The following is a 6,276-nucleotide window of genomic DNA, read 5'->3' on the forward strand; positions in this document are numbered from 1 at the left end:
TCATCGGTTCGCCGCGGTTTCCAGGGCTGCCGGCTCGGGCAGCGTCCGGGCAAGCAGCCAGGCCAGCACCGGGAACACCAGCAAGGACCCCAGCGCCGTCCGCAGGTCGGTCCGCTCCGCGATCAGGCCGAGCAACGGCGTGGCGACGCCACCCACGCTCACCGCCACACCGAGCGTCACCCCGCTGGCGGTGCCGATGCGGTTGGGCAGGTAGTCCTGCCCGAGCGTGACGTGCAGCGAGAACGGGATGTAGAGCAGCACCGCGACGAGCGCGACGAAGACGTGGACCAGGGCACCCGGCGCGTAGACCACGCCGACCAGCGCTGGGATCGTCGCCGCGTACGCGATCCGCATCGTCCGGATTCGACCCCAGGACGTGGCGAGCCTGCCGCCGAGCAGGGTGCCGACCGCTCCCCCGGCGAAGAGCACGAACAACGCCACCGCTCCGGTGAACTCGCCGCCACCGACCCGTTGTTGCGCCCACAGCGCGACGAAAGCGCTCAGTCCGATGTAGACGATGGAGCGGAAGACGATGACGGCGGTCAGGCGCAGGAACACCGGCCAGTCGTCGACGCCCCGCTTGGACGCGGACGTCGTGGGACCGACCGCGGTGATCGAGCGGAGCGCGATCACCGTCACCGATCCGCCCAGCAGCGCGGGAACGAACAGCCACGGAGTGGCGCCCAGCCCTCCTGCGGACAGGATCGGTGCGACGACGATCGGCGCCAGCGCGAAACCGATGTTGCCGCCGAGCGAGAACCAGCTCATCGCCAGGTGGCTACCTCCCGAAGCCGCGCGCGCCAGCCGAGCCGCCTCCGGGTGGTAGGCCGCCACCCCGAGCCCGGACAACGCGACCGCGAGCCAGGTCAGCGGGTAGGAGTCGCCAACACCGCTCAACGCCACGCCGAGCCCTGCGGTCGTCATGCTCACCGGAACCAGCCACGGCATCCGGAACCGGTCGGTGAGCGCACCGAAAAGCGGCTGCACCACCGACGACAGCAACGTCGCGGCCAGCACGATCCCGGACACCGCGACGTAGCCGTAGTGGCGTTCGAACACCAGGAACGGGATCACCGCAGGTACCGCGCCCTGGTAGACGTCCACACCGGCGTGGCCGACCGCGAGCAGGCCGACGGGCCGGTTCACCTTCTGCATCACGCAGGAGATCTTCGAACGAGCAGCGGCTGTCCCGCTTCCGATAAACTGCCACCTCGTGTCGAAAATCCGCCACACCCCGCGAGCCGCCACCACACTGGTCCGCCTGCCGCCCGGTTCCGGGGTGGATGCGCACGTGCACGACGACCACCAGATCGTCTACGCCGGACGCGGCGTCCTCCAGATCACGACCGAAGCCGGCACCTGGATCGCACCGGGCACCCGGGCGCTGTGGATCCCGGCGGGGGTCGTGCACGAGCACCGCGCCTACGGCGAAACCGATCTGCACACCGTCGGCGTGCCCACGACCGAAAATCCTTCCCTGCCGGTGGCACCGGCCGTGCTGGCGGTCAGCCCGCTGCTGCGGGAGCTGATCCTGGCCTGCACCCGCAACGAGTTCGCCGACGACGCCGAACGGCTGCGGCTGCACTCCGTCCTGCTCGACCAGCTGCGCCGCACCTCGCAGCAGCCGATTCGCCTGCCCACCCCGAAGGATCCGCGCCTGGCGGAGGTCTGCGCGCTCCTCGACGAGGATCCCGCCGACCAGCGGACTCTGACCTCGTTGGGGGCGCAGGTCGGGGCGAGCGAGCGCACGTTGAGCCGCCTGTTCCGGGCCGAGATGCGGATGACGTTCCCGCAGTGGCGCACGCAGCTGCGGCTGTGCCACGCGCTTCGCCTGCTCGCCGAAGGCGAAGCGGTCACGTCAGTGGCGCACCGGACGGGTTGGTCCTCGGCCAGCGCGTTCATCGAGGTGTTCCGCCGGACGTTCGGGCACACCCCGGGAAAGCCGCCCACCGGTAGCATCGACCCGCCGGACGTCGGCCAGTAATCAGCTCCCGTTCGGGAAAAACGGGAATCTGCTTGGGAAAATCGCGTTCCGCTTCCGGGCATCGGACATTCTTGACCCCGGGCAAATCGTGCACTTATGGTCCAGACCACGGCTCGGTGAAGAGTCGATGAACCAGCGGTCGTCGGAATGCCCCCTCTCCCCTTCCTCGGCCATGTTCCACCAGCGCCGCCACCAGGACGTCCGGCGTTCCTGGGCGCGGTCTCCCCCAAGGAGCTGACATGAACAAGAAGCCGAAGCTCGCCGCAGCCGCTGTCGGTGCCGCGATCGCGCCGTTCCTGGTGGCGATCCCGACCAGCACCGCCAGCGCGCACGGCTACATCGACACCCCGCCCAGCCGCCAGGCGCAGTGCGCCGCGGGCACCGTCCCGTGCGGGCCGATCAAGTACGAGCCGCAGAGCGTCGAGGGCCCCAAGGGCCTGACCAGCTGCAGCGGCGGCAACGAGGCCTTCGCCGAGCTCGACGACGACAGCAAGGGCTGGACGGCCACCCCGGTCGGCAACTCGGTGACGTTCAACTGGACGCTCACCGCGGCGCACGCCACCAGCACCTGGGAGTACTTCATCGGCGGCAACCGCGTGGCGGTCTTCGACGAGGGCGGCAAGCAGCCGCCGAACCAGCTGTCGCACACCGTGGACCTCGGTGGCGTCAGCGGCCCGCAGAAGGTGCTGGCGGTGTGGAACGTCGCCGACACCGCGAACGCCTTCTACGCCTGCGTCGACCTCAACGTCGGCGGCAATTGACTGCTCCCCCGCCTGAAGGCGGGGGGATTCTTCGTCCCTCGCCGTGCAGTGCGTTGATGGGGATTCCTGGCTCAAGCTGCCCGACCGTCCTGCGGACGGTCGGGTCTTGTGCTCTCAACACCAGCCGGGTACAGCCCAGCCCGGACCAGCATCACATGCGCACTGTTTTTGTCTCTCGGGGACACACGGCCGCATGCGGTGCAGATGTAGGTACGTTCTGACAGCGGTAGCGCGTGCTTGGTTCTCGCTCCGCACGTTCCGCAGTCCATCGTCGTGTGCTTGGGATCGACAAGCACCACCAGGCGGCCGTGCTTGCGTCCCATGCTGATCAGTTCGTTCTTGGTAGCGCTGATCGCCGCATCAGCAGCTTTCCGCGCCATCGTGGTCTTCGCTAGGAACTTGGGCCGGAAGTCCTCCACTGCAATCGCATCGTGGTCGGCAACCACTCGCTTGGCCCACTTCCGGGCATCATCCTGACGTTGCCGAACGACCTTCGCGTGCGCCCGCGCTGCCTGCTTCTGGGCTTTGCGATACCGCTTCGACGCGGGTTTCCCCTTGGGCGGGCGGCGTCGGGCCATCATCCGCTGATACCGCGCTAGTCCAACAGCAGCGTTCTTGCCGTGCTGCGCGTGGGGCAGGTCATGGTCATCGCTGGTGGTGGTAGCGGTTTCGGCCACGCCCCAGTCGATACCGATCACGCGCCCGGTTTCGGGAAGTGGCTCGACCTCGGTAGCGACCACGAACGAGGCATACCAGTGGCCCAAGGCGTCTTGGTAGATCCGCACCGAGGACGGCTGAGACGGGAGGAAGCGGGACCACACCACGGTGACGGCAATGCCACACGCGAGATGCAGGCAACCGTCGGTGAGCCGGAATCCGCGCTGGGTGTAGTTCAACGACGGACGCGCCAGAGCCTTCTTCTTAAAGCGTGGCATCCCAGCCCGCTGCTTGATCGGAAGCCGGTTCTTGATGTCCTTCAGAGCCTTGGCACGACTCTTAGCGAAATCACGGATGATCTGCTGCTGCGGCACCGAACCGCCCTGGCGCAGCCAGCAACGTTCCGCTCGCCATCCGGTCAGGAGCTTGTCCAAGTACGCGGGTCCACACTTCTCCCCAGCCTGGTGAGCGCGGCGGGACTCTGCCACGCATTGGTTCCACACCCACCGGCACCGATCCCACTCCGCCACCAACGATCGGCGGGCGGTGGCGGACAGGCGAAGACGGTAGGTGTACCGGGCGTGCCCGATATCCGTCTTACCACCAGCTCGCATGACAATCACCATAGGGCGTTGATTTATGGAGATCAGCAACGGGTTCCGTACAGGTCGGCACGTGGTGTTTCTCATGCACGCACACTTGGTTTTCGTCACCAAGTACCGGCACCCGTGTTCACCGAACACTCACCTCCGGCGCATAGAAGAGATCATGTGCGGCGTGTACGCCCAGTTCGAAACCGAGCCGGAAGGGTTCAACGGCGAAACCAACCACGTACACCTGCTGGTCATCTTCCCACCCAAGATCACGGTATCGAAGCTGATCAACAGCCTGAAAGGCGTCTCGTCCCGACTGTTACGCGGTGCGCCAGTACATCGAGCGGCAGGCCCGTCCTGTGACGTAACAGCCGGGCGGAGAGTTGTCGCGCTTCCTCCCCGCCCTGAGGACGGGGCATCCGCGCTACGCTCCCCCCGATGACCACCTCTGGTGACAAGGCGGGCCCGCACTCCAGCTCCCGGAGGCGGGCCCGCCGCCCGTCAGAGCCTGCTCGGCAAGCCGAACCGGGCGTCCACTCTGGACGCCACCAGCGCCGAAACCTGATCCGGAGCGGGCAGGCCGAGTTCGGCGATCAGGCCGAAATCCGCGCAGGACAGCGGTTCTGCGCTGTGCAGGGCCCACGGTTCGTGCTCGGCCGGGGTGTGCAGGGCGCGTCCTCGCCAGGTGGAGAACATCCGCCAGCGCGAGGTGTCGAACCGCTCGGCCTCTCCCGCCGCGATGCGCGGACCGCGCCGCACCCGCAGTTCCAGCCCGACGTCGCCTCGCCGCACCTGGTAACCGAATTCGCTTCCGCGGTGGGTGAACTCCACCTGCGCGTACCGGTAAGGCAGCTCCACCGAACCGCGTGCGATCCGCACGAATGCCCGGTTGGACGCCTCCATGCTCAGGAACACCAGCCCTCGGCGGCCCCGCTCGTCCACGGCGTAGGTCCGGACGTTGAGCTCGTTGAAGTCGCGGAATGCGGGCGGCGTCGGCACTCCCAGCACCGAGCTGACCGTCATCCGCAGCCCGATCAGACCGATCCAGCCGGATCCGGCGAACAGGTCGGGCCGGGTACCGCGCGGCAGCATCGGCTGGAGCAGGGCGGGATCGCACGGCCAGTGGGCGAACACGACGTCGCGCCAGACCTGGTCGGTCAGGGAGCAGCGGACCCGGTGCGGGGCGGCGAGCGTCAGCGGTTCGGTCATGCGGTCACCCGCAGCAAAGTCGCGTAGAGCGTCAGACCTGGCCCGAAAGCCATTGCCACCACGTGGCTCCCGGCTCGCAGCCCGTCGGAGACCAGCTCTTCGAGCACCAGCAGCAGCGTCGCCGAGGAGCAGTTCCCGCGCTCTGCCAGCACGTTCCGCGATGGCTGCAACGCCGTCGCGGGCAAGCCCAACGTCGTCTCCACCGTGTCGAGGATACGTGGCCCGCCGGGGTGCACCGCCCAACCGTCGATGTCCGCCAGGCGCAGGCCGTTGCGGCCGATCAGGTCGCCGATCACCGCACCGAGGTGGCGGCCCAGCACGTCGGGAACACGCGGGGAAAGGCCCATCCGGAAGCCGAGATCGGTGATGTCCCAGGTCATGTGGTCGAGTCCGCTGGTGTCGGTGAACGCCTCGAGGTCGACCACGGCAAGCCCGGCAGCGCTCGGGTCCACGACCACTGCCACCGCCGCGTCACCGAACAACGCGTGCGAGACGATCTGCTGGGGGTCGGCGGTGGGCGGCTGGATGTGCAGCGAGGTCAGCTCCAGGCACAGGAGGACAGCGGGCTGTCCGCGCGCGGCGACGAAGTCCGCGACACCGCCGAGCGCCGGAAGGGCCGCGTAGCAGCCCATGTGCCCGACGAACAGCCGTCGCAGGTCGGAGCGAAGCCCCAGCGACCCGGCGAGCTTGATGTCCAGGCCAGGGGTCCCGTAGCCGGTGCAGGACGCAACGGTGAGCAGCCGGACGTCCTGCGGATCCAGGCCCGCGTCGTCCAGCGCCGCACGCACCGCTTCGTGGCCCAGAGGTGGCGCGTGTTCGTCGAACCGGCGCATCCGCGCCGCCGTGGTCCATCCGGACAGGTCTTCCTCGACCGGGTTCACCACCGTGTGCCTGCGGCGCACGCCGACCGCGGAGAACAGCCGATGTGCCAGGGCGCTGCCGCCGAAGTGGGCCGCGAAGAAGCCGTCCCACAGTTCTCGCTGCTCGGCGGAGTGCGGCAGCGCCGAGCCGAATCCGACGATCGCCGGGATCACCACCGCGGCGCTTCGGTGTCGTGGTCGGGATCGCCGCC

The 6,276-nt window shown here is 68.4% G+C and carries 6 protein-coding genes and 1 pseudogene; 3 read left to right on the forward strand and 4 right to left on the reverse strand.

Features of this window, described 5'->3' with window-relative positions:
• Nucleotides 1–1,155: an MFS transporter gene (locus tag ABTZ89_RS02585; protein ID WP_351039247.1), complete on the reverse strand. Its 1,155-nt coding sequence runs from the start codon at nt 1,153–1,155 to the stop codon at nt 1–3.
• Between the two features lie 58 nt (nt 1,156–1,213).
• Between ABTZ89_RS02585 and ABTZ89_RS02590 the strand changes: the two genes are divergently transcribed.
• Together ABTZ89_RS02590 and ABTZ89_RS02595 are read left to right on the forward strand one after the other, a co-directional pair.
• The gene (locus ABTZ89_RS02590; protein ID WP_270950376.1) at nt 1,214–1,984 is read left to right on the forward strand and encodes an AraC family transcriptional regulator; all 771 of its coding nucleotides are present in this window, start codon (nt 1,214–1,216) and stop codon (nt 1,982–1,984) included.
• Nucleotides 1,985–2,223: 239 nt separating this feature from the next.
• Nucleotides 2,224–2,745, forward strand: a complete 522-nt coding sequence (locus ABTZ89_RS02595) for a lytic polysaccharide monooxygenase auxiliary activity family 9 protein (RefSeq protein ID WP_351039235.1) — start codon at nt 2,224–2,226, stop codon at nt 2,743–2,745.
• A 71-nt stretch (nt 2,746–2,816) separates the two neighbouring features.
• Here the strand turns inward: ABTZ89_RS02595 and ABTZ89_RS02600 are convergent, their stop codons facing one another.
• The gene (locus ABTZ89_RS02600) at nt 2,817–4,091 is read right to left on the reverse strand and encodes an RNA-guided endonuclease InsQ/TnpB family protein (protein ID WP_351039238.1); all 1,275 of its coding nucleotides are present in this window, start codon (nt 4,089–4,091) and stop codon (nt 2,817–2,819) included.
• Between ABTZ89_RS02600 and tnpA the strand changes: the two are divergent.
• A pseudogene (gene tnpA / locus ABTZ89_RS02605) lies at nt 4,042–4,320 on the forward strand (IS200/IS605 family transposase); the annotation flags it as partial. The gene ABTZ89_RS02600 and the pseudogene tnpA overlap by 50 nt on opposite strands.
• A gap of 176 nt (nt 4,321–4,496) precedes the next feature.
• Here tnpA and ABTZ89_RS02610 read toward each other — a convergent pair.
• Entirely contained in the window at nt 4,497–5,204 is a 708-nt protein-coding gene (locus ABTZ89_RS02610) for a YqjF family protein (protein WP_351039244.1), read from the reverse strand.
• Complete coding sequence (locus ABTZ89_RS02615) at nt 5,201–6,241, reverse strand: type III polyketide synthase (protein WP_351039250.1); 1,041 nt, start codon at nt 6,239–6,241, stop codon at nt 5,201–5,203. The genes ABTZ89_RS02610 and ABTZ89_RS02615 overlap by 4 nt, the downstream gene beginning before the upstream one ends.
• Nucleotides 6,242–6,276: the final 35 nt, after the last annotated feature.

It is taken from the genome of Saccharopolyspora sp. NPDC002686 (assembly GCF_040295745.1).
GTDB lineage: Bacteria > Actinomycetota > Actinomycetes > Mycobacteriales > Pseudonocardiaceae > Saccharopolyspora > Saccharopolyspora oryzae.